The sequence below is a fragment of the Phenylobacterium sp. genome (assembly GCF_035569475.1).
Taxonomy (GTDB): Bacteria; Pseudomonadota; Alphaproteobacteria; order Caulobacterales; family Caulobacteraceae; genus Phenylobacterium.
In genome coordinates this window covers 14987-41031 of record NZ_DATMNA010000094.1, presented here as the reverse complement: position 1 = coordinate 41031, position 26045 = coordinate 14987, and the positions used below count along the sequence as shown (strand labels likewise).

Genomic DNA, 26045 nt, shown 5'->3' with positions numbered 1-26045 from the left:
TTCGCAGGTGCGGGATGACGTGAGGGGGCGGAATGCCATAAAGCGTGGGCTACGCCCCCGGGACGCCCATGGCCGACGACGACCGCCAGATGCACCGCCTGCAGAGCGTCGAGCTCGACGAGGAGTCGCTCGCGGCGGTGTCGCGCGACCAGGAGCAGGAACGCCAGATCGCCATCTTCGACCTGCTCGAGGAGAACAGTTTCCACCCGGAGGGCGCAGAGTACGGCCCCTACGACCTGAAGATGGGCCTGGTGGAAAACCGCCTCGTTCTCGACGTCCGCGGGCCCAGCTACGAGAAGCGGCACATCCTGTCGCTGTCGCCGTTCCGCGGTCTGATCAAGGACTATTTCCTGATCTGCGAGAGCTACTACCAGGCGATCCGCAACTCCACGCCGGCCCAGATCGAGGCCTTGGACATGGGCCGCCGCGGTTTGCACAACGAGGCCTCGGAGCTATTGCAGACCCGCCTGGCGGGCAAGGTCGACACCGACCTCGACACGGCGCGACGGCTGTTCACCCTGATCTGCGCGCTGCATTGGCGGGGCTAGGGTCAGATGCCGGCTGACGCCCCGCCGCCCGCGCCTGGCGCGGTGCTGTTCGCCTGCAACTTCAACCAGGTCCGTTCCCCTATGGCCGAAGCGCTCCTGAAGCGCCTGGTCGGCAAGCGGATCTTTGTGGACAGTTGCGGCCTGAAGCTCCCCGCCCTGGTGCACGACGACGTGCGCGACGAGGACGTTGAGGCGGGCGTCGATCCCTTCGCCCAGGCGGTGATGGCCGAACTGGGCTGGGACATCTCCCACTACCGGCCCAAGACCTTCGGCGACCTGGAGGACTCCTCGTTCGACCTGGTGGTGTCGCTGACCCCCGAGGCCCATCACCGGGCGGTCGAGCTGGCCCGCAGCCGGGCGGCGGACATCGAATATTGGCCGACCCACGACCCGACGCTGGCCGAGGGCTCGCGCGAAGCGCGGCTGGAGGCCTATCGGCAGGTCCGCGACGCGCTCGCGCGACGGATCGCCGAGCGCTTCGGCGGCCTCGCCGCGTCGCCCATCGACCTCGCCCCAGACGGTGCGCTATAGTTCAAGGCTCTATCCGCGGCTCGCGACCTGACTTAAGGACGCGGGCCGTCGTTTTATCCTCGATTTGGAGCCTGCATGGCGAAAGAAGAATTGCTGGAATTCCCGGGCACGGTCAGCGAAGTCCTGCCCAACGCGACGTTCCGCGTGAAGCTTGAGAATGACCACGAGATCATCGCCCACACCGCCGGCAAGATGCGCAAGAACCGTATCCGGGTGTCGGCCGGCGACAAGGTGCTCGTGGAGATGACGCCCTATGACCTCACCAAGGGCCGCATCACGTTCCGCGTCCGCTAGACGCGTCCGGCCGAAGTGCCGCAACCGCCGCCGCGCCTGGTCCTGGCCTCCGCAAGTCCCCGGCGGCTCGACCTCCTGCGCCAGATCGGCCTGCCGCCCGATGCGGTGGAGGCCGCCGAAGTCGACGAAACGCCGCTGAAGGATGAAACGCCGCGCCGGCTCGCCCAGCGCCTGGCGGGCGAAAAGGCCGCCGGCGTCGCCGCGCGCCATGCCCACGCCTACATACTGGCCGCCGACACGGTGGTGGCCCTTGGCCGCCGCGTGCTGCCCAAGGCCGAGAACGTCGAGGAGGTCCGTCTTTGTCTGAAGCTGCTGTCCGGGCGCGCGCACCGGGTGCTGACCGGGGCCTGCGCGATCTCGCCCGACGGGCGGCGGGCGCAGCGGCTGGTGGAGACGCGGGTCCGCTTCAAGCGCCTGACCGACGCCGAGATCGAGCGCTACCTGGCGGCCGGGGAGGGGATCGGCAAGGCTGGCGGCTATGCCATCCAGGGCCTGGCCGCAGCCTTCGTGACCGATCTTTCGGGCTCCTACTCCAGCGTCGTCGGCCTGCCGCTCTATGAGGCCGCCGCCTTGCTGGCGGGCCTCGGATACCGCCGGCCATGAGCGAGCGGCGCGCCTATCTGGACCGCGGCCTCGGCGAGACCCGAGGCGTCGTGACCCTCGACGGCCGGCCCGAGCGGTTGCTGATCCGCCGCGACGACGACGAATCGCGGCTGCTGATCGGTGCGCGCCTCGTCGCCCGGGTGGCGACCGTCGAGCCGGCCCTCGGCACCGCCTTCCTGGAGCTTGGCCAGGGCGCCGAGGCGATCTTGCCCTTCAAGCCCGATGCGCGGCCGGTCCGAGGCCAGGCGATCGAGGTGGAAATCCGCAGCGAACCCCGCCGCGGGAAGCTGGCGATCGCGCGCGCCGTCGGGCCCGCCGAGGGCGCGCCGCGCCTGATGGCCGCGGCGCCCGACCTGGCCGCCGAGCTGAACGCGCTGAGTCACGGCGCATCCATCGTGGAAGGTTCGGCGGCGCGCCAGGTGGCGGACGAGGCCGAAGCCGAGGCGCTGGAGGCGCTCCACTCCTTGCCGGGCGGCGGGTTGATCGCCATCGAGCCGACCCGGGCGCTCACGGCGATCGACGTCGATCTTTCCGACCGCAAGGGCGGTGACGCCAAGCGAGTCACCCGCCAGGCCAATCTGGCGGCGCTGGGCATGGCCGCGCGGCTGCTGCGGCTGAAGGGCCTGGGCGGAATCGTGATCATCGACCTGGTGGGCCGCGGCCATGACGGCAACGCGCTGATGGCCGCCGCCCGCGCCGCCTTCGCGCCCGACAATCCGGGCGTCGCCATCGGACCCGTGGGCCGGTTCGGGACCATGGAACTGTCCCTGCCGCGCCGCATACGGCCGCTCGCCGAGCGCCTTTGCCGCGAGGACGGGGCCCCGAGCGACCGCACCCTGGCCCAGCGCCTGATCCGACGCCTGCAGGCCGAGGCCGCCGCCCAGCCCGGCGGGCGACTGACCGCGGCCTGCGCTCCGGCCATCGCCGAGGCGGCGCAGCCGCTGGCCCGCCTGCTGGCCGAGCAGATCGGGGCCCGGTTTTCGATCACCCCTGACCCGGGGCGTTCACGTGAGAGCCTGGACGTGGGGCCGGCCTCGTGAGCGCGCCCAAATGCCCGATATGCGGCAAGCCGGTTGAGCCTGAGCACCGCCCGTTCTGTTCCAAGCGATGCGCCGATCTGGACCTGCATCGCTGGTTGGGAGGTCACTATGCGATCCCCGGTCCGGAGGATCCCGACAGCGTCCCCGAAGAGCCTGGGGACGACTGATCCGCGCTTGCTGGACTTCCGAAAGCGGCTCTTCTATAGACGCGGCTCCCCGCGACGGCGGCCTTCGCCTGGGTAGCTCAGTTGGTAGAGCAGCGGATTGAAAATCCGCGTGTCGGTGGTTCGAATCCGCCCCCAGGCACCACTTTTTCTTCAATGAAATCAGTATCTTCCCCAACTGGGGGAACGTCGTTCTCGATGGCATATCGGGTCAAAACGAGAACATTCCGCAACATGCCAGGGCGTTCTCTGACGTTCCGGCACGTGCCACGGCGTCGCGATTTTCGGGGAACCAAGCGCCGTTTGCAGGGCGGGAATCCATTGTTGATGCCATCGTGGTGCTACGTCGGCTTCCTATCGCCTACCGGGAACAGAAAGAAAAATGTTATAAAACAGCATGTTGTCAGCGGAGGCCGCGATGCTCCGACCAAGCACCGACACGCGGATTATCTATCCGCGTGTCGGTAAGGCCAAGCTGGACTCTATTTGATCGGGCGGGCCAACGACTCGGCCGCGCGGAGGAAAGCCGTTAATTCGGATTTGAAAGCGTAGAGGCCAATCCCGGGCCTCTTGTGGATAGGTAGGTGCTGGCGATATTTCGCCTTTCGCACTCTGCTTGCGCTCCACTTGTCGCCAAGGAATTTGGCGATGGCCTCAGAGCCCTCAAGCAGGTCGTCGCTTAAGACGTCCCAGGCGGGATCGTCACCTGCGTGCATCGTGGCCCCGCTACGACTATCCCGACCTTCGTGGGCACGCCGACGTCGGCGTGCCTTGAGGTGGCCGCGCCAGAATATGCGAGTCGACTCGTATAGTCACTATAGTGACTGGTCGGGGGGTCGGGACTCAATACGCCTGCCCTGATGGGCTTGAATCAGGTCTTGGGGATAAATGTCCGTCTCGCCCGGCAGGAGCGCGGACTTAGCCAGGAAGTGCTCGCAGACGAGGTGGGCCTCGCTGTCACATACGTTGGTCAGATCGAGCGCGGAATTCGAAATCCGACACTAGATGTCGTCGAGCGGCTTGCAAGCGTGCTGGGCGTCGATCCGCTGGCGTTGCTTCAACCCACGGACCCTGATGACGGTGGGTGAACTGTTTTGATGCGCTGGTGACGCATGAAGAGCGGACAGCCAAATGGGCCGGCGTTCTCATCGCCGGAGACGGCAGACTCGTAGAGGGCGTTGCGATCGCGCGACGGTCGGCGTTGAGTGCTATGACGCCGCATCGACATGATCGACGCCCGTTAGGGCGATGGGCACCTTCCACAAGCCTACGGTGTAGGTTATCGCAATGCATGCCTAGGGTGGGCGTGAGAGAGGATTTTGCTGCTTGAAGACATTCCCCGTCTTCTGCCGCCTGGACGTCGACGGGTATGGCCTCTTTCCAGGCGTGTCCGACGCTACGCCTGGGCTGCATGTGGACTTCCCGCCCGGCCTCACCCTAGTCGTTGGTGCAAATGGGCTAGGCAAAACGACGCTCATCACGCTGATCTTCCGGCTCCTGGCCGGTCCATACGACATTCCTGCACTCGGCGTCGGCGACGAGCTAGGTTTTCGCCGTCTGGCCGCTGCGGCAATTCCCTCGCCGCAGCGTTCGATCCTAGCCGCGCGCGTCGGAGATCGAGCGGCAACCGCGACGGCTCGTCTGGAATTTATGCTTGGTTCGATAGTCGTGGTCGTTGAGCGTCGGTTGAGCGATCTTGGACTGATTTCAGCGCTGTTCGGTGCGTCTGAAATTACGGACGAGTCCATTCTTCAAGCCGAAATAGCAGCCGCATCGGGCCTCGGTTCTTTCGGCGATTTTATCCTGATGCTGCGATACTTGGTGTTTTACTTCGAAGACCGGCGGCAGCTGGTTTGGGATCCTTCTGCTCAGCGGCAGCTTCTGCGGATGCTTTTTCTGCCCGCCGATATTGCCCAACGATGGACGGAGTTGGAACGATCCATCCTTCAGAACGACAGCCGGATGCGCAACTTCCAAGCGGTCGTTGGGCGCGAGGAGAAGTTGCTGAACAACAGCTTGGCGAAAGCCAGCAATGCCGCTGCGGTGCGCGGCGAGCTTCAAGCGCTTGACGCCCTACAAGAACAAGGACGGGCTCGGCTGGAGGAGATCGAGCCCTTTACGGACGCGATGGACAGCAGGCGCCAGGAGGCGCGTCTGAGCCATCTGAAGGCGAAACAGGAGCGAGAGGCGCGCTTCAGAGCATTGGAACACGCCAAGCTTGTTGCGATCGAAGCTCGTTTCCCAGGACGTCTCGAAACGGGCCGGTACATGGTCGCCCATCTCATGAGCGAGATGGATTGCCTAGTCTGCGGCTCCCATGCTCCAGAAGCCGCAGCCGCCTACGCCGCCCGCCTGACGGGCGACAAGTGCGTCGTGTGCGATAGCGACCTGTCGCGATCAGCCGAAATTGTTGAGGCGCGCGACGTCGCAGATGAGCGCGTAGTGAAATCGGAACGTCTGCTCGAACTCGCGGACCGGGAACTAGCCGGCGCAGTACGCGAACGTGAAATCGCCGAGGCGGAATTCGACGCGCATACGCTGGAAGTAACGCGTTTGAACGCCGAGATCGCGAGTCGATCAGCACGGCTTTCCCGCATCATCGAGTTGCTGCCACCAGACGAAGCGGTCCTCCGAACCCAGCGCGGTGAACTAGCCGCCATTCGAGGTCGGCTTGAGTCAATGAAAACGGAATTGGCGGCAGAGCGCACCGCGTTTCGGGAATTCGTCGAGCAATGCACGGACGAGTTGTTGGCTTCCGCCAGCCAGATCGTCGAGGGCTTTGAGCTTTTTGCGGGCGCGTTCCTTTCTGAACGCGTCTCGCTGACGTGGGCCATGCGGTCAGCGGCAGTTGGGCAAAGCGGCGAAGCAATTCCGTTTCCCGCCTTCGAACTCAACATGACCGGCAGCGATTTTTCAGATGCGGTACGTCGTGCCGGCCCTGGAGACGTGTCCGAAAGTCAGCGTGAGTTCATCGATCTCGCGTTTCGAATGGCGCTCATGCGATCGTCAAGCGACGGCTCGGCGGCTCTGATCATCGACACGCCAGAATCGTCGCTCGACGCTGTCTTTGCTAAGCGCGCAGGCAACGTCTTGCTTCGCTTCGCAGGCGAGGGGGAAAACCGTCTGCTCGTCACTTCAAACCTGATCGAGGGTAGCCTACTTCCGACCCTTGTCGGGGGTTTGGCAGCTACACCGGAGAAGGCCGACCGGCTGGTCGATCTCTTCGAGGTTGCGAAGCCCACGCGCGCCGTCAGCGACGATCGCGACGAATATGATCGGCTCAGAGAGCGGCTATTTGAGCCGCTGGCATGAGCGAGAGTTCGCGCCCGCAAGAGGATCAGTTCGCCGCGTCCATACGTCGGCGTGTACGGCTCGTCGTCTTGCTCAAGGCGAGCCTAGACGCCGGCATCGATCCATTGCCGGCGCTTCGTCTGCACCTCATCGCCTACCTGGCTAATGTTCTTTCGCCCGTCTGGGACATGCCAAGTGTGGACGGGACGGTGCTGAAGCGGAGCGGTGGTCCATTCTATCCAGACCTCCAGCGCGACCTCGATCGCCTCGTCGGCCTGGGCGTGGCAAGGGTTGAAGGGCTGAAGCACGTTGAGATCGACGCCGAGCATTATCGCTTGGAAGGCAGTTATCGGCTGAATCCTGATCTCGCCGACCCTATCCTCGGCCACCTCGAAACGATGCCCGACGAAGCTGCGTCGGCTCACTTCCTGCGCGAACTCGTCCTTGCATTGTCGGCGCTGTCCGATGCGGAGATCGATCGTGTGATCAACGAAGATGCGACATACGCCGACCCTCACTTCAGCGCCGACAATGTGATCGACTTCGGGGAATGGCTGGACGTGAACTATTCCGCTGCCTCGGCGGAAAAGGTTGGCAGCCTAGTGGAGACCGGTGCGGTCGTCGGCGCCAGCGAGAAAGTCCACCTCTACGTCCGACACCTGCGGAGGCGGCTCCAGGGTGCCCGCTGACAACAATGCGACAGGTTTAGGATTCTGGACGGGGGCCGATCTCGGCGGGACAGCGCGACTGTTTGCCGGCGACGGCGCCGATGACGATCTTCCTCCCGTGTCGCGCTTTGGCCGCAACGTCGCGCGCCTAGCCCTTCGACGAACAAGGCAGCATCTCGGCGATATGCGGCGCGATGCAATCGCCGTCTTTCTGCTCCAGCCCGGCGGGCTGTCCGGAACAGACACGACGCGCCAGCCAATGTTGGGCGATGGCGGCGTTGAGATTTCTGGGCGAATTTGGTTCGTCCCGATGAACGTCCAATCGGGGCGTGAGCTGGTTCCGCCATCCGAAGGCGCTGGGGAGGTCTTTGACTACATCCAGGGGCTCGGACTTGGCGATGTTCCGGCGGCAGTGTTCAATCCGACCGTCACGACGCCCACGGTCCGGCTTTACCGCCACGGATTGAACGATGAGGAGAGCGTTGAAACCGTCGATATCGTCGACCGGGAAACGACGCTCGATGACATCAAGCGCGTCATCGATGCGGCGCACGAGTCCAATCTTTGCACCCCCGACGCTCAAGTTGCTGGCGTTTCCATGTGGCATGACGCGGACAAACACCGCGCGGCTCAGAACGCCGAAGCCATCGCGCAGGCACACGTAAAGACGGCGCTTTCGGTCGCTCTATTTAGCTGCGATGTCCGGCATGAGCAGCCGATGAAAGTCGGCCGCGTGGATTTGGAAGTTGTCCAGCGGATGGCGGATGGCTCTTCGATCATTCCCGCCGAAATTGAGATCAAGGTTCTTCGAGAGCGAAATATCCGCGGGCATCATTGGTCCGCTACCAAGAACGAGAAGTGGATGAGACGCGGCGCAAGGCAGGCCGCCGCATACAGAGACGAGCGGCGGGCGAGGGCGGGGATGCTCTGTTGCTTCGACATGCGCGCCACTGACGTTGGCGACACCGCCGCCTTCGCAGCGGTGAAAGCGTACGCTGACGGCCTCTCCGTCGAGCTCCACCGCAACTATCTATTCAACGACGCAGAGCGATATCGGGTAGCCCGGTACGGGCCTTAAGCGTGGCGGATGACTATTAGGCTCTCGGCAAGCTGTGCTTGGCCACCTTGCTGTGCTGAAGCGCGCATCTCGCGAAGTGTCTCCAACCTGTCCACTTTCAGGCCGTTCGCTGTCGCAAGTTCGCCGAGGATGTTCGCCACGTTCACAGCGACGCCGGCATAGCGGCTATCGCCAACAACCGCCCAAATTGTCCCTCTGGGTCGCAGCACTTTGCCGAGGGCTTCCACGATCCCCAGCATCTCGGTGAAGTAGGCGCCGACCATCGCGGGGATGTGCGGATTCCATAGCTGCTCTTTCTGGGCCTCAAGCATTCCGAGGGTGTCCGCGAGGTGCTGTGAGCCTGGCGGCGGTGCCGCAAAGGAACGATGAATCTGGACGTGCGAGGCGAGGGTGCTTTCTCGAAGAGATCGGTTTTCTGCCGATCCGGTGAGGTAGCCCAACATCCAAAGCTCGATGTTGTAGACGTCCGTGTAGTCGAACGAGTTCGGATAGGGTGGCGAAAAGACCGCTAGGTCAAACGCTCCTAGGTCCTTGATCGCCTCGCGGCTGTCGCCGCGAATGACGGCATAGGCCCCAGCGGCGCGACTCCCGTAGCGCCCGATTTCGCCGATCGCTGCGGATGCCGCGTCGGTAAATGCCGCATCGACATCGCCTGCGCCAAGAGTCCGTTTGTCCCAGCCTCGGCGGTAGCGACGCCCTTTGCCATTCACAACGGCGTTGCTCAGACCCACTAGGACGCCACCGAGCAGAACCTTGAACAAGCGGCGATGTGCCGGAGTGCCTAGCTGCTCGACTGCCGCGCGAATGCAAAGAATTCGACGCGCGACGTTCAGATCAAAAATCCAGCGGTTTGCCACGCCGGGTTCGACAAGGGTCGCCGGGAGGCCGGCGAGAGTGGCGGCGGGATCAATACGCTCCGCGTTCCGCAGGATGGTCCCTAGGTCCTGGACGAGTCGATCAGGATCATAGGTGGACAGCTTGGCCTCAATGAGGTCCGCGAGATATGGGTTGACCTCGATGGTCGTCGGCTCGACCCCAAGGAACTGGCAGGCGAGAGCGGTCGTCCCTGAACCCCCAAAGGGATCGATGCAGGTCTTCACCGGGGTCTCTGCCGCGCGAACGGCCTCATAGACGATTTCAGGCGCGAAGGCCTCTTTGAAGTGACGCCAGCGCTGGAAGGGGATTGCTGCGGAGCCAGCGTTAGTCCCGAGCGTCGCGACCTCGCGGTTCCCTGTCCACTGTTCGAAACCAACGTACACGCGGCGCTCCCAAATATTATTGCAAATAATCTAGCAATGCATATGCTAATTAGCAATGGCAAAGCGCTACAAATACGGGGCGCAACTCGCCGAACGGATCAGCGCGCGTCGCCAAGAGCGTGACTTGACGTTCGAGCAGCTTGGGACGCTGGCGGAGGTCGACGGTGCTCAGGCCTGGCGAATTTGCAGGGGCGACTTCACGACGCTGAACCCAAGCGTCTTGAAGATTTGCAACGCGCTCGGGATCGAGCCCGAAGCGGAAGGCTTGGTAGTGCCGGCCGCAAAGACGACGAGCGTCGAGGCCAAGCTCGCTGCGGAGGTCCTAGCTGCCTGGGACCGAACAGAGGAGGGGGCGAGGCTCTTAACGCGGGTACTTCGCGCCTTTCACAAGGCCTGACGAACCTGAATTCGAGCGTTTCGTCGTCATGGAGTCCGGAATCCTGTCAAACCATTGATTATGAATGCCAATCTTCGCGGCATACGTGCCGGTGTATGCCAGGGCGGGCAGCTTTCATATGCCAGCGAGAATCCATTTTTTCCGAATTTCAGAATAATATCAACGATTTCCGATAAATTGAAAATCCGCGTGTCGGTGGTTCGAATCCGCCCCCAGGCACCACGCCCCGCAGAAAATCAAAGACTTACGAAATTTTCGGGGCGCCGCGGGGCGCCTTTTTGCTTCTAATCCTCGAAGCCATAAAATCGAAGAAAGTTGATGATTTTCAATTGGATGAGAGTAATCTCGGATTGGAAAACAGCTTGGCCCCAAACCGACCTAGAGTTGCCGGTCCCGCCACGGGAAATGGAGCTGGAGGAGTACTAAGTAACTGTATTGTTGATGAACAATATGCCGCCGTGGAGAGGCGGATTGGCTTTGCGAGACAACCGGACAACCCGTCCGTGCGTATGGGTTGAGTCCGAAATCCACTGATCCAGCATTTTCAATGGGTTAGGCGGGCGGCGGCTGGCGCTGTGCGAGCGTTCCCTCTACGGGGGTATCAGGCAATTTCGCATTCTTAGCCGGGCAGAATGATCGCTTCGCGCGTCTCGGCGCGTTGGCGGAGCGCTACTTCTTTGATGACGCGCCGGCCGCCCTCATAAAAGCTGCGTCAGCTGGGCGAGTTCTTGGCCAAGCCCGCGCTTCGCTTTGGACGGCCGCCGCGCTTGCCATTTTCCCGAGAGGCGAGGGCACGGGCTTCGCGCCGGGTCCAGTCCATTGGGCCGAGAAAACCTTCAAGCAGACGCGACACGGTGAAATCCGCGTCCAATCGCGGGAAGTGCAGCGTGCTGCCAACACCCTCGACCGTGACGCCGACGAGATCCTCGGCGGCGGCTGCCGCCAGCCCGGGGGCGAGGCGAGGGTCGAACGCAAATTCGATCCCCGTGCTCAATCCCACCACGACCCGCGCTGTGCGGCGATCAAATCGCGCTTTAACCGCACGAGGCGTCGCGTGAGTGAACCGGCCACGGACGCCGGCAGCTTTGAAGGCCGTCTCATCGACCAGCTTGAACTCAGCCATGGATCTCATCCCAAGTCTTGCAGCAGTCGGCAAGGTTGTCGGCGATCTCGCCGCCCAGTTCGTTCAGCCGCGCCAAGGTCCAGTCACCGACATAATCCCAGAGCTCCACTGGCCCCTCTGGGCAGTTGAGCTTGAATCGAGCCTCGCAACCTTTGCCGAACGCGTGGACGTGCGGTGGTGGATGATCGTTGGAATTGACCGCCACGCGATAGCGCCGCCGGCTCTGGAACACCGTCGCCATGGCGCACTATCTCATAAAACCTAGACCTGATCTAGGTTTTGTGACGACAGGCTGCCTAGGGGAAGCTCCGGTGCTGCTCATGAAGCTGCGACTTTAGGAGGCTTCAAATGCGACGAGACCGGGTTCGAAGCTGCCGCGAGGCGAGCAAAGGTTCCGACTGTCGGCAATATCCTCTCGCACAAACACGCCGCTGTTGTTCACGATCAGCGATCTGCCGACGACGGTGGGGTCGGCGAAGAATTCTCGGCCATGCAGGACCGAATAGGAATGTCCGCAGTTCGGACAGGCTTTTGTATAACCCTCCGTTGAAAGAAGCGGTGGTGGGTGACGTTCCCGGACGGTGGACCATCCATCAAGGACGTCTCCGTATCGTCGGAGGACGCCCAGTCCGATCCGTTCTCCGTCTATCAAGTCGCGAACCTGGTCGAGCCAACTGTTCGCGAGAATCCGGAGGCCATAGTCGCACGTCCAATTGATCTCGTCCGTGGCATTCGGAGGCTCAGATACGTCGATGTCGATCCGCCCAAGCCCTCCGCGGACATGGAGGCCGCCGTTCGGAGCTCGGCAAACCCATTCGGGCAAGGGGATGATGTGTCGGCCAAATGTTGTTGACGGATAAGCGCGTGGATCCAGCCGAACGCAATCAGCCGTTTCCGGGGTGAACCAGAGCCAGCGATCTTCATGCCGATCCGAGATGCCCAATTCGACCGTCGCTACTGCTGGGGAGGAGGCTGAGGAGGTTTATGTCGCGACAACTCCCCGTCCAGATATTTCGAAATTTTGGTGCCATTCTTCTTATCAAAGTCTCGCGTCACTCTCTGCAGAGTCTCGATGGCTCGATTTTCCGCATCCGGGTTCTCCTTGAAAAAGGCGGTCCAATCCTCCGTGCCACCGCCTCTTCCACCAACGCGGGGAAAGCCGGCCTCTCTCAGCGCGGCGCCCAGGTCTGCATGGAACATCTGGTGAATGCTTTGGTGCAAGCGCGCCAACTGCTGGTCGGCGGCTCCACCCATGAACCTCGGCAAGGGGTGATGACCGTGGACGATGCCTCGGACAACTGCCGGCCCAATCTTGTAGCGGAGGCCAGCCAAGATCGCGCTACCGAGCTCACCAGCCCCCGTAAAATCGGCCACCCCCATGCCGATATTGGCAAGATCGTTCGCGACGCCGCCCCAGTTGACGTTGTGCGACCATGTACCGAAGTCGAATGGTCCGGTGGTGTGCCAGCCAGGGATCGGCTGCAGCTTCCCGTCAGGGTCGGGCTGAAAGACATCAACCTTCGATGGATCCGGCTGTGCTGAGCCGGTCGATGAAGCTCCGGTTGCAGGTGCAGAAGCGCCTATGAACGTCGGCTTGGTCGGGTTGGGGTGTGTGAGCGAAGGAACTGGAGTTTGGCCCGAACCCGTCGTCGCCGTGGGATCAAATTGCGACGATGCGGGGTCGATTTGATTTAAGGGGACGGGCTGCCGACCTTCCGAACCGGGCGTCCAGGGCATGGGCATCGGGACGGGCGGTGGCCAGGAAACACCGATCGCAAACGGTGGCTCAGAAAGTGGGATAGGATGTGGGAAATCTTCGGCGCCGACCGGATTGATCGAGGAGCCGTCAACGGCTCCTAGTCCATTCGAAGAAGGGGATTGAAGGGAGGGCGGCTGGGCCCCCCCCCATTGGTCGCTGATATCCTGATCCGCGGCAGCGTCCCGTTCGGCGCCATCGCTGTCGTCGGTGTCGTCAGGAATCCCGAAGAAGTCCCGATAGCGCTGCGCCTGAGTGGCTTGCTGTTGCAGTGCGATTTCCTGAGGTGACCGTCGATACCAACGGTCGAGTTCGTCACCCTCCAGATCGGAAGGGTCCAAGGAGTAGGGCATCGGCTGTCCTTCAGGCACAGCGAGGCGCGCGCCGTTCCAAAAGAACGGAGGCGAGCATCGGGATTGGAGGAAAAGCGCGGAGACGGCTCAGTCCCCGTGGGGGAATAGGCGCATCTCACAGCGATAGGTTTATTCTCGCATAAATGCGCGCGCTCGTCAAGAACAAAAGGTGAACATTCTGATGCCGACTGGATAGAGATGAAGAGCGGAGACCCGCGCACTCGATGACGCGATTGCTGAAATAAGGGGCAGGCGATTTTCCAATCGGAGGTTGGCTCTGCGCGGTGTCAGGCGCTGTTTTCCGTTAGCTTTGCGACCAACGCTTGATTTTGTAGGCGGAAGCTGGCGATTGAAAATCCGCGTGTCGGTGGTTCGAATCCGCCCCCAGGCGCCACTTCTTCGCATCGCGGCGCCGGCGCAGGTTTCGCCGCAGCCCATGCGTCCGCCATCGGGGCGCCGGCCGGGTCCAGGCGAAACTGACTAGATCCCGCTCAGCGGCTGCCAATTAACCTGGAGCGGCGTGCAGATTACATTTGTGAAATACATACCGCACTGCAACATTAATTTCCCGTAACGGTAGAAATTGCGCGCCGCCCCCTTGGGCAAAGAATTGTGCAGTGCAGTGCGTCATGGGATGCCATGGAACTTTCGCAAGACCCCGTTATCGTCTGCCCCCTTGACGCCTCATTAAGGGGTTGCCAAAGGACCCGAGCCGCAAGTCTAAGATAGCGGTGAGACCTCGGAGGCCCCTCGGGGCGGAAGAGTTCGCCTCGCGCCTTCAAACGTTGCCCCTTCACTCGTGTTGGGACCACGCTTTACGGGTCGCGGCGCAGCGACAGCGGCCTGACGACAAGGACCGGGCAATCGGTTCACGACGTCGGGATTGTTTCAACTAGGGTGGAGACGCTCTCGCGCGACGACCCTTTGGCCACTCGTGCTAGACCAACCAGGAACTGGCGACAGATGTTCGACAACAAACTGAAGACCCCTTTCATTGCTCTCGTCGGCGCTGTTGCGCTTATGGCGAGCGCACCGGCGTTTGCGCAGAACGCCGCCCCCGCCGCTCCGGCTCCGGCCGCCGCGGCTCCTGCTGCGGATGCCGCCGCTCCGGCCGCCGCCCCCGCCGCTGACGCGCCGGCCGGCGCCGACGCGAGCCTGCCCCCGCAAATGAAACATGCGGGCAAGATGGGCATCGGCACCATGTTCATGGACGCCAAGCCCGTCGTGAAGGTGGTGATGCTGGGCCTGCTGCTGGCCTCGGTGTTCTCTTGGACCCTGCTCATCACCAAGCTCCTCGAGTTCCGCGCCCTGAACCGCGTTTCGGACAGCTTCCTCGAAGCCTTCCGCGGCGCGAAGTCGATCAACGACATGGGCCGCATCGCCGTCGCCGAAGAATTCGACGGCAACCCGCTGGCTGACATGGCCGCCGCGGCCGCCCAGGAGATCGAGCTCAGCCGCCAGGCCGGGCTGCACGTCGCCGGGGAACACCGCGAAACGACCCTCAGCCGCGCCGAGCATGCGGTGGCCGCCGTTCAGGCCTCGCTGACCCGGCGTCTCTCCAGCGGCATGCAGTTCCTGGCCTCGGTCGGCTCGAACGGTCCGTTCATCGGCCTGTTCGGCACCGTGTACGGGATCATGGACTCGTTCATCGGGATCGCGAACACCAACACCACCAACCTCGCGGTCGTGGCGCCCGGCATCGCCGAAGCCCTGCTCGCCACGGGCCTCGGTCTGTTCGCCGCCATTCCGTCGGTTATCTTCTACAACTACTTCCAGACGCGTATCTCCGCCTACGGCGCGCGTACGGAAGGCTTTGTGGCTGAACTGATGAACGCGATCTCCCGGCAGCTCGACAAAGGAGCCTAAGCCAGATGGGAGCCAAACTCGGGGGCTCAGGCGGCGGCAAGTACGAGGAAGAAGCCAACAGCAGCATCAACGTCACGCCGTTCGTGGACGTCATGCTGGTCCTGCTGATTATCTTCATGGTGGCGGCCCCTCTGGCGGCCGTCACGGTGAAGGTGGAACTTCCTCCCGCCGTTGCAAAGCCGGGCACCAACCCGCCCAAGCCGGTCTATATCTCGATCCAGCCCAACGGCCGGATCTTCATCCAGGACTTTCCGACGGACCTCTCCTCGCTTGGCGATGACCTCCGGAAACAGGTAGGCGCAAAGCGCGATCCGACCCACGAGCGGATTTTCATCCGCGGGGACAAGAACGTGATGTACGGCGACTTCATGGGCGTGATGAACATGTTGCAGGACAACGGGTTCTACAGCGTGGCCCTGGTCGGCGAAGACAATAACAAGTGAGGCGCTGACGCATGGCTGAAACATCACCGCCCGGCGCCGCTCCTAGCCACCTGACCGGCAGTCACAACCCGTTCGACGATCCGCGGCCGAGACGCCAGAAGGGCTTCTGGATCGCCATCGTCATCGCGATCGTCGTGCACGCCGCGCTTGCCCTCTATCTCTGGAAGAGCAAGTTCGAGCCGAACTTCAAGGAGTACTCCGACGACGTGACGGATGTGGCGCTGATCAAGCCGGTGCCGCCTCCGCCCCCGCCGCCGCCGCCGCCTCCGCCGCCGAACACGCCGCCGCCGCCGCCGCCCAAGCTGCAGCCCAGGCCGCCGGTCGCCACGCCCGACGTTCCGTCGATCCCGCCCCTGCCGGTTCCCCCGGTCGAGCGGCACATCGAGGAACCGAAGCCGCCGGCTCCGCCGCCCCCTGAAGCGCCGCGTCCGTCGGTGATCACCAACCCCGACTGGATCCGCAAGCCGGGCCCGGAAGAGTACTCCAAGTACTATCCGGATCGTGCGACCCGGATGGGGGTGAGCGGTCACACGACCTTGAGCTGCGTCGTCAATGCGCGTGGCACGCTCGATAACTGCCAGGTGACCGAGGAGACTCCTGCCGACCAGGGCTTCGCGGACTCCGCGCTGAAATTGAGCAAGCTGTTCAAGATGAAGCCGGCGACCAAGGATGGCGCGCCCGTCGAGGGCCAGCACATCAACATCCCGATCAAGTGGAACCTGCCTAAGGACGGCTAGGGCTCCGCTCACCGACTGGATCAGGCCCCGTGGCGCGAGCCGCGGGGCCTTTTCTTTTGCCCGGCGGCTCCCCTTCACAGGACGGGGGCGGGGACCCATGCTGCGGCGGCGCCGGCGCACGGCGCATCCAACCTGGAGCCAGGGTGAGCTCGTCCCAAGATCCGCCGAGCCAGGAGGCCGCGCCGCCGGGGCCCGATCCCCGGGGGGATCGACGGTTCATGGCCGTCGCGACGGCGGTCCTGGCGGTGATCCTCCTCGTCAACGCCTTGAACGTCGTCCACGAGCGCCAGCGTGCGGGCCTGGCGACGCCCTTCTGGCAACCGGCCCTCTGGGAGGTTTCGAGCGGCGTCGTCTTCGTCTCCCTGGCCCCGCTCATGCTGTGGCTGACCCGGCGGGCCTGGCCGCTGGCGCGCCCGCGGCTGCCGCGCCTGGCGATCCACCTGGCCGCCGCGGTCGGCGTGTCCCTGGTCCATGTGGTGGCCATCGGCATCATGCGGTGGGGCGTCTATGCCTTGGTGGGCGACCACTACGACCCCTGGTCGCCGCTGACGGACTGGCCCTACGAGCTTCGCAAGGACCTCGTGGTCTATGCGGCGGTCGTGGCGATCTACGTCGCCTGGCGGCGGCTGCGAGCCGGCCCGCCGGCGGCCGCAGGCCAACCGCCCGACGTGCTGGAGGTCCGCGACGGGGCCCGCCGCCACTTCGTGCCCCTGATCGACGTGGTCTGGGTCGAGGCGGCCGGCAACTATGTGGAGTTGCACCGGGGCGGGACGGGCCTGCTGCACCGCGCCTCGCTGTCGGAGATGCAGCGCCGGTTGCAGGGCGCGGGCTTCGTGCGCATCCACCGTTCGCGGCTGGTGCGGCGCGAGGCCGTGGCGGCGGTGGAGTCCAAACCCACCGGGGACTTCGTGGTCCGCCTGCGCGACGGCCGCGAACTGGCCGGCAGCCGCCGCTACCGCCGCCCGCTGCTCGCCGATTGAATCCGAATAGGCCTCGCGGCGACTGCGCCGCTTGATCGCGAGCCGCCACGCGACTAGAAACCCCCCTCGCGATGGGCCGGCTTAGCTCAGTTGGTTAGAGCGCTAGATTGTGGATCTAGAGGTCCTCGGTTCGAGCCCGAGAGCTGGTACCATCGCCGACGTCGCCCCTCATCGCACCCCGGCCGTCGCCTGCGACGGCGGAATTCGCCCGCCGCGGCATGGCTCGCGCCGCGCGCCATGCTAAACCTCAACGCGAATCCGGCCCGCGCGGCCATGCCTTGAGGAGAGCTGTCCGGTGAAGCGCCTGCCTTGGATCGGACTTGCCGCCCTGACGGTCTTGATGACCGCCTGCCATCGGCCGGCGGTCAAGGACCAGTCGGCCGCCGCCCCCGTCCCGGTGGGCCCGGAACGGGCCGGGCCGGTGCGTTGGAACGCCGCCGCCGGCGGGTTCGAGCTGGGCGGCAAGCCGCTGAAGACCGTCAAGCTCTGGACCTTCGACGGCTCGACCGAGGGCTTCACCACGGTCGGAAGCCGCATCTCGCCCGCGCCGGGCCAGGGCATAGCGGTCGCCATGGCCGACCCGACCCTGCGCTCGCCCAAGGGCCTGAACGTGCCCGGCGGCCAGTACCCCCTCGTCCTGGTGCGGCTGACCCGCACGGCGCCGGCCTCGGCCTGGGACGGGGCGCTCTACTACTCGACGGCCGCGCACGGCGAGGCGATCAGCTATCTTGGCAAGCCGCTCTCCGGCGCCGACCCCAAGGTGGGCGAGACCACCACCCTGGTCTACGACATGAGCCACCAGGCCCTCGGCGGCCCCGACTGGCTGCAGTCGACGATCGAGCAAATCCGCTTCGACCTGGAGGACAGGCCGGGCGGCGGCTTCCTGATCCGCCAGATCGCGGTCGCCGAGAATCCGGACCCCGCGGCCCTGGCGTCGGCGCCCGCCGCCGCGGCCGCGCCGCCCGCGCCGGCCCCCAAGTCCTGACGTCCTGAGCGCGTAGGGGGGCCTCGGGGCGTGGTCTTCAGCTCGGTCATCTTCATCTTCTATTTTTTGCCGGTCTTCCTGCTCGGCTACTACGTCTCCGGCTGGCGGGCCGGCGCGCTGCTGGTCGGCAGCGCGGCCTTCTACGTCTGGGGCGAGGGGGCCTATGTCTTCCTGCTCCTGGGCCTGATCGGCCTGAACTACGCCGGCTCGCTCTGGCTCGACGCGACCAGAGACCGACGGCGGCGGGTGGCTATCCTGACGGCGCTGGTGGTCGCCGACTTCGCCGTGCTCGGCTTCTTCAAGTATTCCGAATTCCTGGCCCACAACCTGAACCACCTCTTTCCCGGCGGCTTCCTGCCCGAGGTCCGCCAGAAGCTGCCGCTCGGCATCTCCTTCTTCACCTTCCAACTGGTCAGCTACGTCGTCGACGTGCAGCGCGGCGCGGTGAAGGTGGAGCGCGATCCCCTTCGTTTCGCCGCCTACATCCTGATGTTCCCCCACCTGATCGCGGGGCCCATCGTCCGCTACGCCGACATCCGCGACGAGATGCACGCCGACCGGCGCAAGACCGCCCACGTCGGCCTGGGGGTGCAGTATTTCATCGTGGGCCTGTGCCAGAAGGCGCTGATCGCCAACACCGTGGCTCCGCTCGCCGACCATGCCTTCGCCGCCGAGCTGACGCGGCTGGACGCCACCACCGCCTGGCTAGGCGTCTGGGCCTACACCCTGCAGATCTATTTCGACTTCTGCGGCTATTCGAACATGGCGATCGGCCTGGCGTTCCTGCTGGGCTTCACCTTCCCCAAGAACTTCGACTACCCCTACATCGCCCAGTCGATCACTGACTTCTGGCGGCGCTGGCACATGAGCCTGTCGTCCTGGTTCCGGGACTACGTCTACATCCCGCTGGGCGGCAACCGGAACGGCCTGGCGCAGACGGTGCGGAATCTGCTGATCGTCTTCTTCCTGACCGGGCTGTGGCACGGGGCGGCCTGGCGGTTCATCGTCTGGGGCCTCTATCACGGGGCCTTCCTGATGCTGGAGCGGTTCGGCTTCGGCCGGGTGCTCGACCGTGCGCCGCGGGTCCTGCGCCACCTCTATGCCGTGCTGGTGGTGATGGTGGGCTGGGTGTTCTTCCGCGCCGACGACCTGCCCCAGGCGCTGGCCTATCTGGGCCAGATGGCCCAGCCGGGGCGGTTCCTGGCGCCGGACGCCGGGCTGTCGATCCTGCTGAACGCCCAGACGCTCGCGGCTCTGGTCGCGGGCACGCTGTTCGCCGCGCCCCTCCTGCCGGCGCTGATGGCGCGACTGCGCACGCCCCGCGCCGAGCCGCCGCGCCCGGACCTGCCCGGGCGCCTTGAGACCCGCAGCGTGCACGCCCTGCCGATCCCGCTGCTGGCGGCGGGCTTCGTGCTGTCGGTCGCCATTCTGGTCGGCTCGACCCTCAACCCCTTCCTCTATTTCAGGTTCTGACCGTGGTCCTCGCCTCGCGCCTCCACTGGAGACTGCTGGTCGGGACCATCCTGGCCCTGATGGCGGGCGCCTGGATCGCGCCGCGGTACATGCGCCCGCCGGGTATCCAGGAGAACCGCGTCCTGGCCGCAGCGCCCGCCTGGCCCAAGGGCTGGCAGGACCTGGACGGCTTCCGCAGGGCCGCCGACGCCTATGTGGCCGACCGCTTCCCGATCCGGCCCTACCTGATCGCGGCGCTGAACCGGCTGCGGATGACGGTCGGCGTCAGCGGGTCGAACCGGGTGATCGTCGGGCGCGACGGCTGGCTGTTCTTCGACAACGACACCCACCTGGGCGCGGTCCGGGCCGATCCGCCGATGATGGGCCCCGAGGTCAGGTCCTGGCTGCTGACCTACGCCGGCCGCACCGAATATATGCAGGCCCGCCACATCCCCTACCTCACCGTCGTCGGCCCGGCGAAGGAGGCGCTCTACCCACAGTTCGGCCCCGCCTGGTACTCAGGCCCGAGTCCGAACCGGGCCACGGTGACGCTGCCGAAGCTGGCGCATCAGGCGGGCCTTGCCGAGATCCTCTACCTCTATCCGGCGGTCGCCGAGGCCACCCGGCGCGGCCCGGCGACCTACAGCCGCCACGACACCCATTGGAACGCCTACGGGGCCTACGCCGGCTACGCGGCCCTTGTCGGCCGCCTGCACGAGATGGGGCTGACCGACGCGCCGCATCCGATGTCGGACTTCCAGGTGACGACCGGCGACTCCGGCGACCGGCCGCGCGACCTGGCCCTGATGCTGGGCGTGGCCAACAGCGTCGACCTCCGGTTCCCGCACATCGAGAACCCGGCGGGCGAGGCCAGGATCCACAAGACCTTCCTGACCGAAAAGACCGCGTGGACCGCGCCGCAGGTCATCGACACCGGCGAGACCGGCAAGCCGGTCCTGATGATGACCAGGGACTCCTTCTCCAACGAGATCCTGCCGCTGCTCTACCCGCACTTCAGCCGCATCATCCTGGCCCACAACGACGACGGCTTCTGGCGTCCGGATCTGGTGGAGCGGTTCAAGCCCGACATCCTGGTCGCCGAGATCGTCGAGCACGGCCTGCGGGTCTCGATGGGCGACGGGCCTGCGCCGTCCGCCGAAGCCACCGCGCGGATCGATCGCATGCTGGGCAGCGCGCCGCGCCCGAAGCCCGCGCCCTCCGCCCCGGTCGTCCCGACCATGGCGCCGCCGGACGCCCGCACGACCGCCACGCTCGCCGGCGCGGCGCTCACCGGCAACTGCAACGTGGAGATCGTGAAGCTGACGCCGGGGATCGGCGGCGAGGCGACCTTCATGGCCTCCGGCTGGATGTCGGAGCTCGGTCGTCAGGTCACCTCGCCGCGGGGAATGCTGGCGCTGAAGGGGCCGGGCGGCGTCTTCGTGGGCGGGCTCGACATGAACAAGGCGCGGCCTGACGTCGCGGCCTATTTCAAGAACCCCACCGGCCAGGAGAGCGGGTTCGTCGAGAGCTTCTACATCTCCAAGCTGCCGCCGGGGGTCTATACGCCCTGGGCCTACCGCCGCGCCGGCGGCGGCTGGATCGGTTGCGAGGGCAAGACGACGGTGACGGCGCCCTGAGCGGCGCGCGGCGCCCGCTGGCGGGCATTAGAAAAATCTTCCCCGGTTCCAGCTTTCCGCCCATCGACAAGGGGTGATCTTGCCGGGTAAATGCCCGCGAACACGACCAGCCTCTCAACAATGTGAGGTTCGGCCGCGTTTTGGCGTGCGTATCTGGCGCGGGTTTTAAGAGGACGAGATGGGGTTTCCCCCGAAGCAAGGACTGTACGATCCGGCGAACGAGCATGACTCGTGCGGCGTGGGCTTTGTGGCCAACATCAAGGGCCGCAAATCGCACGAGGTGATCCAGTGCGGCCTGCAGATCCTCGTGAACCTCGACCACCGCGGGGCGGTGGGCGCCGATCCGCTGGTCGGCGACGGCGCCGGCTGCCTGATCCAGATTCCGCATGGCCTGTTGGCCGACTGGGCGAAGGACGAGGGCGTCGTGCTGCCCGCGGCCGGCGAATACGCCGTGGCCATGTGCTTCCTGCCGCGCGACGAGCTCGCCCGCGAGATGGCCATGGCCCAGCTCGAGCACTTCCTCACCGTCGAGAAGCAGCCGCTGATCGGCTGGCGCGACGTGCCCGTGGACACCACCGGCCTCGGCGAGGCCGTGCTGGCCCAGATGCCGGTCATCCGCCAGGCGATCATCGGCCGCGGCCCCAACATCCGCGACCAGGACGCCCATGAGCGCAAGCTGCTGGCCGTGCGCAAGCAGACTCAGAACCCGTTGCGCGAACTGGCCGCCAAGAAGAACCTGCCGGGCCTGACCGAGCTCTACATCCCGTCGCTGTCGACGCGCACGGTGGTCTACAAGGGCCTGCTGCTCGCCCACCAGGTCGGGACTTTCTACAAGGACCTGACCGACCCGCGCGCGGAGTCGGCCCTGGCCCTCGTCCACCAGCGGTTCTCCACCAACACCTTCCCCTCGTGGCGCCTGGCGCACCCCTACCGGTTCATCGCCCACAACGGCGAGATCAACACGGTGCGCGGCAACGTGAACTGGATGAACGCGCGCCGGCGCACGCTGGAGAGCGACCTGCTGGGGCCGGACCTCAACAAGATGTGGCCGCTGATCCCGCACGGCCAGTCGGACACCGCCTGCCTCGACAACGCGCTCGAGCTGCTGGTGGCCGGCGGCTATCCCCTGGCCCAGGCGGTGATGATGCTGATGCCCGAGGCCTGGGCCGGCAACCCGTTGATGGACGCCAAGCGCCGGGCTTTCTATGAGTACCACGCCGCCCTGATGGAGCCCTGGGACGGCCCCGCCGCCGTGGCCTTCACCGACGGCCGCCAGATCGGCGCGACCCTGGACCGCAACGGCCTGCGCCCCGCGCGCTTCATCATCACCGACCAGGACCATGTGATCATGGCCTCCGAGGTGGGCGTGCTCGACGTCCCCGAAGAGCGGATCGTGCGCAAGTGGCGCCTGCAGCCCGGCAAGATGCTGCTCATCGACATGGAAGAGGGCCGCATCATCGAGGACGAGGAGATCAAGCGCTCCCTGTCCGAGGCCGCGCCCTACGAGGAGTGGCTGGCCGAGACGCAGTTCAAGCTCGAGGACCTCAGCCTGGCCGCCGAGCCGGAGACGCCGCTTTCCAACGACCCGGCGACCCTGCTCGATCGCCAGCAGGCCTTTGGCTACACCCAGGAGGACCTGCAGTTCTTCCTGGAGCCCATGGCCAGGACCGGTGACGACCCGCTGGGCTCGATGGGTTTCGACACCCCGATCGCCGTGCTCTCGCGCCGGCCGAAGCTGCTCTACGAGTACTTCAAGCAGAACTTCGCCCAGGTCACCAACCCGCCCATCGACCCGATCCGCGAGGAGCTGGTGATGAGCCTGGTCTCGATGATCGGGCCGCGCCCCAACCTGCTCGGCCGCCAGGCCGGGACGCACAAGCGCCTGGAGGTGGCCCAGCCGATCCTCACCGACGAGGACCTGGCCAAGATCCGTGCGATCAACGAGCTGCTGGACGGCGCCTTCCGCACCGCCACGCTCGATACCACCTGGCCGGCCACGGAGGGCGCCAACGGCCTGGAGGGCGCGCTGCAACGCCTCTGCCGCGAGGCCACCGACGCGGTGCTGGCCGACATGAACATCCTGATCCTCTCGGATCGGGCGACGGGGCCGGACCGGGTGCCGATCCCGGCGGCGCTCGCCACAGCAGCGGTGCACCACCACCTGATCCGCCAGGGCCTGCGCATGCAGACCGGCCTGGTCATCGAGACCGGCGAGGCCCGGGAGGTGCACCATTTCTGCGTGCTCGCCGGCTATGGCGCGGAGGCGGTGAACCCCTACCTGGCGTTCCAGACCCTGGAGGCCCTGCGCACCGAGAACGGCCTGTCCCAGACCGCCTACGAGGTCCGCAAGAACTACATCAAGGCCATCGGCAAGGGCGTGCTGAAGGTGATGTCCAAGATGGGCATCTCCACCTACCAGTCCTACTGCGGGGCCCAGATCTTCGACGCGGTCGGCCTGTCGACGGCGCTGATCGAGAAGTATTTCACCGGCACCGCCTCCACCATCGAGGGCGTGGGCCTGGCGGAGATCGCCGGCGAGGCCGTGCGCCGCCACCGCGACGCCTATGGCGACAACCCGATCTACGCCTCCATGCTCGACGTCGGCGGCCAGTACGCCTGGCGCCTGCGCGGCGAGAGCCACGCCTGGACGCCGGAGACCATCGGCAACCTGCAGCACGCCGTGCGCGGCAACCTGCCGGACGCCTACAAGACCTTCGCCCAGAGCATCAATGAGCAGTCCGAGCGCCTGCTGACCCTGCGCGGCCTGATGCGGCTGAAGCCGGGCGAGGGCGGGCCGATCCCGATCGAGGACGTCGAGCCGGCGTCCGAGATCGTCAAGCGCTTCTCCACCGGCGCCATGAGCTTCGGCTCGATCAGCCGCGAGGCGCACACCACGCTGGCCATCGCCATGAACCGCATCGGCGGCCGCTCGAACACGGGCGAGGGCGGCGAGGAGAGCGACCGCTACAAGGCCCTGCCGAACGGCGATTCCATGCGCTCGGCCATCAAGCAGGTGGCTTCGGGCCGCTTCGGCGTCACCGCCGAGTACCTGGTCAACGCCGACGACATCCAGATCAAGATGGCCCAGGGCGCCAAGCCCGGGGAGGGCGGCCAACTGCCCGGCCACAAGGTCGACAAGAACATCGCCCGGGTGCGCCATTCGACGCCGGGCGTCGGCCTGATCAGCCCGCCGCCGCACCACGACATCTATTCGATCGAGGACCTGGCGCAGCTCATCCATGACCTGAAGAACGTCAACCAACAGGCCAGGATTTCAGTGAAACTGGTCTCCGAGGTCGGCGTGGGAACGGTGGCGGCCGGGGTCGCCAAGGCGCGCGCCGACCACGTGACCATCTCGGGCTTCGAGGGCGGCACGGGCGCCTCGCCGCTCACCTCCCTGACTCATGCGGGCTCGCCCTGGGAGATCGGCCTGGCCGAGACCCAGCAGACCCTGCTGCTGAACGGCCTGCGCACCCGAATCGCCGTCCAGGTCGACGGCGGCCTGCGCACCGGCCGCGACGTGGCGATCGGCGCACTGCTGGGCGCCGACGAGTTCGGCTTCGCCACCGCGCCGCTGATCGCCGCCGGCTGCATCATGATGCGCAAGTGCCACCTCAACACCTGCCCGGTGGGCGTGGCGACCCAGGACCCGGTGCTACGCGCCCGCTTCACCGGCCAGCCCGAGCACGTGATCAACTACTTCTTCTTCGTCGCCGAAGAGCTGCGCGAGATCATGGCCCAGATGGGCTTTGCGACGGTCAACGAAATGATCGGCCGCGTCGACCGCATCGACCTGGCCCCGGCCGTCGAGCACTGGAAGGCGGCGGGCGTCGACCTCTCGCGCATCCTCTACGCCGCGCCTGCGGAAGCCGCCAAGGGCCTGTGGAACCAGGACCGCCAGGACCACGGGCTCGGCAAGGCGCTCGACAATGTGCTGATCGCCGACGCCAAGACGGCCCTGGAGACCGGCAAGCCCATGCGCGGCGAGTTCGCGGTGCGCAACGTCAACCGCACGGTGGGCGCCATGCTCTCCGGCGAGGTGGCCCGGCGCTACGGCCACGCCGGCCTGCCCGACGACACCATCTCGCTCACCTTCCGCGGCAACGCCGGCCAGAGCTTCGGCGCCTTCGCCGCGCGCGGAGTTTCGCTGGAGCTGATCGGCGACGCCAACGACTATGTCGGCAAGGGCCTCTCCGGCGGCCGCGTCGTCGTGCGCCAGCCGCCCGAGGCGCGGCGCGAGCCCACCCGCAACATCATCGTCGGCAACACGGTCCTCTACGGCGCCATCGCCGGCGAGGCCTATTTCGAGGGCGTGGCGGGCGAGCGCTTCGCCGTGCGTAATTCCGGCGCCGTGGCGGTGGTCGAAGGCCTGGGCGACCACGGCTGCGAGTATATGACCGGCGGCGTGGTCGTGGTGCTGGGCGACACCGGCCGCAACTTCGCCGCGGGGATGAGCGGCGGCGTGGCCTATGTCTACGACCCGGCCGGCCGCTTCGACGTGCTCTGCAACAAGGCCATGGTCGAGCTCGAGCCCGTGACCGCGACGATCGGCGGCGACGACCGCGGCCGGCCCAGCCAGCGGCCGGTCTCGGTCGAGGACAACGGCATGGGCGACATGCTGGCCTTCGACGCCGAGCGGCTGCGGATCCTGATCGAGCGTCACCACCTGCACACCCGCAGCGCGCGCGCCGCCGAGATCCTGGCCAACTGGGACAAGGCGCTGGCCTCCTTCGTCAAGGTGATGCCGACCGACTACCGCAAGGCCCTCAAGGACCTCGCCGCCGAACGCACGACGGCGCCCGCCGTCGCCGCGGAATAATCGTTCAAGTTCCGGAGATTA

At 65.6% G+C, this 26045-nt stretch carries 23 protein-coding genes and 2 tRNA genes; 21 read left to right on the top strand and 4 right to left on the bottom strand.

Annotation, left to right across the window (positions count from 1 at the left end):
- Positions 1-68: 68 nt before the first annotated feature.
- The 11 genes from VNW53_RS14955 (at position 69) to VNW53_RS14905 (ending at position 8217) form a co-directional block, all read left to right on the top strand.
- The gene (locus VNW53_RS14955; protein ID WP_325556623.1) at positions 69-548 is read left to right on the top strand and encodes a UPF0262 family protein; all 480 of its coding nucleotides are present in this window, start codon (positions 69-71) and stop codon (positions 546-548) included.
- 6 nt (positions 549-554) lie between these two features.
- On the top strand, positions 555-1079 hold the full coding sequence (locus VNW53_RS14950) for a low molecular weight phosphatase family protein (protein ID WP_325556544.1): 525 nt from the start codon (positions 555-557) through the stop codon (positions 1077-1079).
- 75 nt (positions 1080-1154) lie between these two features.
- Positions 1155-1373, top strand: coding sequence for a translation initiation factor IF-1 (infA, locus tag VNW53_RS14945; protein ID WP_111458197.1), 219 nt, complete (start codon positions 1155-1157; stop codon positions 1371-1373).
- A gap of 15 nt (positions 1374-1388) precedes the next feature.
- Positions 1389-1976 carry a Maf family protein gene (locus VNW53_RS14940; protein ID WP_325556541.1) on the top strand — a complete coding sequence of 196 codons (588 nt, stop codon included), beginning with the start codon at positions 1389-1391 and terminating at the stop codon, positions 1974-1976.
- On the top strand, positions 1973-3016 hold the full coding sequence (locus VNW53_RS14935) for a ribonuclease E/G (RefSeq protein WP_325556540.1): 1044 nt from the start codon (positions 1973-1975) through the stop codon (positions 3014-3016). Before VNW53_RS14940 ends, VNW53_RS14935 begins: the two co-directional genes overlap by 4 nt.
- The gene (locus tag VNW53_RS14930) at positions 3013-3183 is read left to right on the top strand and encodes a DNA gyrase inhibitor YacG (RefSeq protein WP_325556538.1); all 171 of its coding nucleotides are present in this window, start codon (positions 3013-3015) and stop codon (positions 3181-3183) included. Before VNW53_RS14935 ends, VNW53_RS14930 begins: the two co-directional genes overlap by 4 nt.
- Before the next feature lie 66 nt (positions 3184-3249).
- Positions 3250-3325, top strand: a tRNA-Phe gene (locus VNW53_RS14925).
- Between the two features lie 715 nt (positions 3326-4040).
- Positions 4041-4268, top strand: coding sequence for a helix-turn-helix transcriptional regulator (locus VNW53_RS14920; RefSeq protein ID WP_325556537.1), 228 nt, complete (start codon positions 4041-4043; stop codon positions 4266-4268).
- Positions 4269-4506: 238 nt separating this feature from the next.
- Positions 4507-6492 carry an ATP-binding protein gene (locus tag VNW53_RS14915; protein WP_325556536.1) on the top strand — a complete coding sequence of 662 codons (1986 nt, stop codon included), beginning with the start codon at positions 4507-4509 and terminating at the stop codon, positions 6490-6492.
- The gene (locus tag VNW53_RS14910) at positions 6489-7160 is read left to right on the top strand and encodes a hypothetical protein (RefSeq protein ID WP_325556535.1); all 672 of its coding nucleotides are present in this window, start codon (positions 6489-6491) and stop codon (positions 7158-7160) included. The genes VNW53_RS14915 and VNW53_RS14910 overlap by 4 nt, the downstream gene beginning before the upstream one ends.
- Complete coding sequence (locus VNW53_RS14905; protein ID WP_325556534.1) at positions 7150-8217, top strand: hypothetical protein; 1068 nt, start codon at positions 7150-7152, stop codon at positions 8215-8217. Before VNW53_RS14910 ends, VNW53_RS14905 begins: the two co-directional genes overlap by 11 nt.
- Here the strand turns inward: VNW53_RS14905 and VNW53_RS14900 are convergent.
- The gene (locus VNW53_RS14900) at positions 8214-9476 is read right to left on the bottom strand and encodes a hypothetical protein (protein WP_325556533.1); all 1263 of its coding nucleotides are present in this window, start codon (positions 9474-9476) and stop codon (positions 8214-8216) included. The two genes, VNW53_RS14905 and VNW53_RS14900, sit on opposite strands and share 4 nt — an antisense overlap.
- Positions 9477-9531: 55 nt before the next feature.
- Between VNW53_RS14900 and VNW53_RS14895 the strand changes: the two genes are divergently transcribed.
- Positions 9532-9873 (top strand): helix-turn-helix transcriptional regulator, encoded by a 342-nt coding sequence (locus tag VNW53_RS14895; protein ID WP_325556532.1) that lies wholly within the window; start codon positions 9532-9534, stop codon positions 9871-9873.
- 712 nt (positions 9874-10585) lie between these two features.
- On the opposite strand, the gene VNW53_RS14890 is transcribed toward VNW53_RS14895, so the two are convergent.
- The 3 genes from VNW53_RS14890 to VNW53_RS14880 all read right to left on the bottom strand — a co-directional run bounded on the left by VNW53_RS14890 (position 10586) and on the right by VNW53_RS14880 (position 13105).
- A complete protein-coding gene (locus VNW53_RS14890) occupies positions 10586-10996 on the bottom strand; it encodes a DUF2442 domain-containing protein (RefSeq protein WP_325556531.1) in 411 nt (136 codons plus the stop codon).
- Positions 10989-11237, bottom strand: coding sequence for a DUF4160 domain-containing protein (locus VNW53_RS14885; protein WP_325556530.1), 249 nt, complete (start codon positions 11235-11237; stop codon positions 10989-10991). The genes VNW53_RS14890 and VNW53_RS14885 overlap by 8 nt, the downstream gene beginning before the upstream one ends.
- A gap of 713 nt (positions 11238-11950) precedes the next feature.
- On the bottom strand, positions 11951-13105 hold the full coding sequence (locus VNW53_RS14880) for a hypothetical protein (RefSeq protein WP_325556529.1): 1155 nt from the start codon (positions 13103-13105) through the stop codon (positions 11951-11953).
- A 963-nt stretch (positions 13106-14068) separates the two neighbouring features.
- Between VNW53_RS14880 and VNW53_RS14875 the strand changes: the two genes are divergently transcribed.
- From VNW53_RS14875 to gltB, 9 genes are all read left to right on the top strand, one after another.
- Positions 14069-14971 carry a MotA/TolQ/ExbB proton channel family protein gene (locus tag VNW53_RS14875; RefSeq protein ID WP_325556528.1) on the top strand — a complete coding sequence of 301 codons (903 nt, stop codon included), beginning with the start codon at positions 14069-14071 and terminating at the stop codon, positions 14969-14971.
- A gap of 5 nt (positions 14972-14976) precedes the next feature.
- Positions 14977-15414 (top strand): biopolymer transporter ExbD, encoded by a 438-nt coding sequence (locus VNW53_RS14870; RefSeq protein ID WP_325556527.1) that lies wholly within the window; start codon positions 14977-14979, stop codon positions 15412-15414.
- Between the two features lie 11 nt (positions 15415-15425).
- Positions 15426-16151 carry an energy transducer TonB gene (locus tag VNW53_RS14865; protein WP_325556526.1) on the top strand — a complete coding sequence of 242 codons (726 nt, stop codon included), beginning with the start codon at positions 15426-15428 and terminating at the stop codon, positions 16149-16151.
- A 218-nt stretch (positions 16152-16369) separates the two neighbouring features.
- Positions 16370-17131 carry a LytTR family DNA-binding domain-containing protein gene (locus VNW53_RS14860; protein ID WP_325556524.1) on the top strand — a complete coding sequence of 254 codons (762 nt, stop codon included), beginning with the start codon at positions 16370-16372 and terminating at the stop codon, positions 17129-17131.
- Between the two features lie 75 nt (positions 17132-17206).
- Positions 17207-17283: transfer RNA gene (locus tag VNW53_RS14855), tRNA-His, on the top strand.
- Positions 17284-17426: 143 nt separating this feature from the next.
- Positions 17427-18116, top strand: a complete 690-nt coding sequence (locus VNW53_RS14850) for a hypothetical protein (RefSeq protein WP_325556523.1) — start codon at positions 17427-17429, stop codon at positions 18114-18116.
- Positions 18117-18146: 30 nt separating this feature from the next.
- Complete coding sequence (locus VNW53_RS14845; protein WP_325556521.1) at positions 18147-19589, top strand: MBOAT family protein; 1443 nt, start codon at positions 18147-18149, stop codon at positions 19587-19589.
- 2 nt (positions 19590-19591) lie between these two features.
- Entirely contained in the window at positions 19592-21205 is a 1614-nt protein-coding gene (locus tag VNW53_RS14840; protein WP_325556520.1) for an alginate O-acetyltransferase AlgX-related protein, read from the top strand.
- Positions 21206-21383: 178 nt separating this feature from the next.
- Complete coding sequence (gene gltB / locus VNW53_RS14835; RefSeq protein ID WP_325556519.1) at positions 21384-26024, top strand: glutamate synthase large subunit; 4641 nt, start codon at positions 21384-21386, stop codon at positions 26022-26024.
- Positions 26025-26045 lie beyond the last annotated feature (21 nt).

Bases quoted from the DNA above. Each gene is read 5' to 3' on its own strand.
- VNW53_RS14955 (WP_325556623.1), top strand. From the start codon at position 69: ATGGCCGACGACGACCGCCAGATGCACCGCCTGCAGAGCGTCGAGCTC.
- VNW53_RS14950 (WP_325556544.1), top strand. From the start codon at position 555: ATGCCGGCTGACGCCCCGCCGCCCGCGCCTGGCGCGGTGCTGTTCGCC.
- infA (WP_111458197.1), top strand. From the start codon at position 1,155: ATGGCGAAAGAAGAATTGCTGGAATTCCCGGGCACGGTCAGCGAAGTC.
- VNW53_RS14935 (WP_325556540.1), top strand. From the start codon at position 1,973: ATGAGCGAGCGGCGCGCCTATCTGGACCGCGGCCTCGGCGAGACCCGA.
- VNW53_RS14920 (WP_325556537.1), top strand. From the start codon at position 4,041: ATGGGCTTGAATCAGGTCTTGGGGATAAATGTCCGTCTCGCCCGGCAG.
- VNW53_RS14910 (WP_325556535.1), top strand. From the start codon at position 6,489: ATGAGCGAGAGTTCGCGCCCGCAAGAGGATCAGTTCGCCGCGTCCATA.
- VNW53_RS14895 (WP_325556532.1), top strand. From the start codon at position 9,532: ATGGCAAAGCGCTACAAATACGGGGCGCAACTCGCCGAACGGATCAGC.
- VNW53_RS14890 (WP_325556531.1), bottom strand. From the start codon at position 10,996: ATGGCTGAGTTCAAGCTGGTCGATGAGACGGCCTTCAAAGCTGCCGGC.
- VNW53_RS14885 (WP_325556530.1), bottom strand. From the start codon at position 11,237: ATGGCGACGGTGTTCCAGAGCCGGCGGCGCTATCGCGTGGCGGTCAAT.
- VNW53_RS14880 (WP_325556529.1), bottom strand. From the start codon at position 13,105: ATGCCCTACTCCTTGGACCCTTCCGATCTGGAGGGTGACGAACTCGAC.
- VNW53_RS14875 (WP_325556528.1), top strand. From the start codon at position 14,069: ATGTTCGACAACAAACTGAAGACCCCTTTCATTGCTCTCGTCGGCGCT.
- VNW53_RS14870 (WP_325556527.1), top strand. From the start codon at position 14,977: ATGGGAGCCAAACTCGGGGGCTCAGGCGGCGGCAAGTACGAGGAAGAA.
- VNW53_RS14865 (WP_325556526.1), top strand. From the start codon at position 15,426: ATGGCTGAAACATCACCGCCCGGCGCCGCTCCTAGCCACCTGACCGGC.
- VNW53_RS14860 (WP_325556524.1), top strand. From the start codon at position 16,370: ATGGCCGTCGCGACGGCGGTCCTGGCGGTGATCCTCCTCGTCAACGCC.
- gltB (WP_325556519.1), top strand. From the start codon at position 21,384: ATGGGGTTTCCCCCGAAGCAAGGACTGTACGATCCGGCGAACGAGCAT.